Source organism: Caballeronia sp., assembly GCF_049581465.1.
Classification (GTDB): domain Bacteria; phylum Pseudomonadota; class Gammaproteobacteria; order Burkholderiales; family Burkholderiaceae; genus Caballeronia.
This window is the reverse complement of sequence record NZ_JBAUSA010000700.1, coordinates 1-2,959: the sequence shown is the minus strand read 5'-3', so window position 1 is coordinate 2,959 and position 2,959 is coordinate 1. Positions and strand designations below refer to the sequence as shown.

At 58.3% G+C, this 2,959-nt stretch carries 2 protein-coding genes; both read left to right on the top strand.

The window, feature by feature from the left end:
• Positions 1-1,371, top strand: a 1,371-nt coding sequence (locus WCA53_RS17190; protein WP_423912952.1) for a polysaccharide biosynthesis tyrosine autokinase, incomplete at its 5' end; no start/stop codon positions are given.
• 154 nt (positions 1,372-1,525) lie between these two features.
• Entirely contained in the window at positions 1,526-2,737 is a 1,212-nt protein-coding gene (locus WCA53_RS17185) for a hypothetical protein (protein ID WP_423912949.1), read from the top strand.
• The last annotated feature ends 222 nt before the right edge of the window (positions 2,738-2,959 follow it).

Sequence of the window (2,959 nt, the reverse complement as noted above, 5' to 3'; positions counted from 1 at the left end):
TCGCAAACCATGCAGCCGAGCACCGAAGCCTCTTCCTATCTCCAGGGCAGCATCGAGTTCGACCGGCAGATTGCGACGCTCAAGACACAAAGAGCACAGGTGGCGAGTCTTTTTGCACCCGGCTCCCCCCAGGTACAGGCCATTGATCAACAGTTGGCCGCGCTGTCCAACGCAAACGACGCGTTCAAAGCCCGGTTCAACCAGTTGCCCACGTCCGATCGCAAAGCAGCCGATCTCACGCGCGATGCAAAGATAGCCGAGGAAATCTACGTAGCAATGCTCAACAAGTCGGGCGAACTGGCGGTGACGCGTGCAGGTACGCTTGGCAACGTCCATATTATTGACACGGCGCTGCTCCCGACCGTACCGGTCAAGCCTAAACGTTTCATCATCATCGGGTCGGGCGCTGCGGCTGGCATCATTTTGGGGGTTCTCTTCGTCTTCGTGCGAGATCAGATGTCGCGCAAAGTGGCGAGTCCGCACGTAGTGGAGCGGCAATTGAGTCTGCCCGTGTTTGGCGCGGTCCTCTTCAGCGCCGAGCAGGCCCGAATCGACCGAAAACAAAGTCCCTCGCCGCTGTCGTCAAAGACACGCAACCTCCCGTGGGAGCCGGGCATACGCGGCGCGACAAACGAGGCCGACCCGGCCAGGAACCCGGCTTCGCGCACTGGCCCGCATGCAATGCGATTCCTCTTGTCGGCGGAGGAACATAACGACATGGCGATAGACCGGTTGCGTGCAGTACGTGCTTCATTGGAGATCGAGATCGCGAACGGGAAGAACAATGTCCTCGTCATCGCCGGTGCGACGCCCGGCACGGGCAAGTCGTTTGTTGCGGCGAACCTTGCGGTCCTGAGTGCCCAGGCTGGCAAGCGGGTACTGCTGATCGACGCCGACTTGCGCCGGGGTCGGCTCGGTTCCACATTCGGACAATCGAACAACGGAGGCCTCTCGGATTTGCTCATCGGTAACATCCAGCCCCACGAGGTCATTCGCCAGGCCGGCGTTCCCGGTCTATCGATACTGCCCGCAGGCAACTATCCCGCGAACCCCGCGGGCCTACTGTCCACCTTGCGCTTTCAACACATCCTGGAACACGTCCGCACACAATACGACCTCGTCATTGTTGATACACCCGCGGTGCTGGCGGTCAGCGATGCAAACATGGTCTCGCCGCACGCCGGCTCGACGGTACTGGTGGTGCGACCCAGCGTGCAAAGCGAAGCTGAGCTGGAGGAAACCGTGAAGCAGCTCGACCGAACCGGCGCTCGTGTCATTGGTGTGATTTTCAACGCGATGCCCCGGCGCCGCAGTGAGAAGCGCGCCTATGCCTACGCTAGCGACTATGCAAGCAATGCGTCGCAGTCATGACGCGTATCCCCGTCGTGCCTAAGGCGCCAGCCTGCACCGATCCGACCGCGTTCGCCACGCTCGCCGGCCCCCTGCGCAGTGGCGCAGCGGCGAGCGGGAATGAAGGTGATTCGAGAAGCGCTCAAAGCCAGTCCGCGTCCGCACCGAACAAGCCATGTACCCACGAATAATCTCCGTGCTGTTCTACATGTTCTTTACTTGCGTGATTTTCAATCCGGAAGTGCAGGGACTTGCGATCTATTTTTACGTCTTCATTCCGTTTTTGGATCCGGATTTCTCGCGGTTTCTCGCGAGCACTGCTCGGCGCTGGAGCGGGCCGTTGCTCATTGCCGTGGCCGTGAGTCTTGCGAGCTCGCCTACGGTTGCGGTAAAGATCGTGTCCATCGCGATCTGCATTGGCTACCTGATGTACACGATGACGAGGCGCATCAATTACCTGCATCACTGGATGGCAATCAATATCATCTTTGCGATGCTGCAGTTCGTGTTGTATTACGTCGACTACCCCTTGTCCATTCAGCTCGGTCCGGAGGAAATGTCGAAGATGATCTGGGGCCAGTATGCGACCCCTACCTTTACGAACTTCTTCGAGATCTTCTACTTTGCCCGCGTGTCCGGATTTTCGAGGGAAGCGGGATTCTTTTCCTCGCTGCTCGTCGGTGCGTTCGTCGCGTACCTGTCCACCGAACGGGTCAATAAAAAGATGGTCGCGCTTTATTGCATCGGGCTGTTTATCAGCTTTTCGAAGTCGTCGATGTTGCTGTTCGTTATCGCAGGCCTGTATCTGTTCCGTCACAAGTTGCGAGCGGTCCACCCGTTAATGATCCTGATCATATTCGTCGGCGTGATCACGCCCTTGTCGGTCTTTCTCGCAAACCATGGCTTCTACGGTTCGGAAAGCTTTGCCCACCGGTTCTCCGGCTATCCCTTCTTGCTCGACGCGCGGCTGGAAGATGTCATCCTGGGTGTCAGTCCGCAGAAAATCGTCGCGCAGTACACTTACCTGCCATACATCCATTCGATCGAGCACCTGGTAAAGATCGGCGTACCGTTCGCCGGCCTTCCGGCTACCGTGGCGGACCTGGGTCTATTCGGCGCACTGGTCTTTATTGGAGTCCTCGCTTTCACCGCGAGCGACGGATTCGTGATGTTGCTATTTCTATTGCTCACCTGCACGGTCAGCATCACCACCGTTACATCATTCGTGCCGATCGCCTACCTGCTCCTTTATTGGCCGCGGTTTACAGTCTTCTGGGCTCAATTCACGCAGGAAACCCAGGAACGTCTTTCGAATGGGTCCAATGGGTCACTTAGCCGCTTTCGCCGCCCCGAAACAAACCGCCCTATTCCAATTGGAAGCAAATGAGGCGCCTTTGCTAGCACGTTCGCAAGGTCCATGGGGCGATCCGATGCCTGCGATACGTCGCGCGGGCGGTTCGCCGACTGTTCGACTCGCCTCGCTTGTCATGTCCGCCGCGCTGCTAGTTATCCCGCGCACCGCACTGGCTGCCGACACCCGCATAAAAGTGCTGAACGCACCCGGGTCGCTCATTCTCGATGCGCCGGGCAAGAAAACAATCAGCTTCGA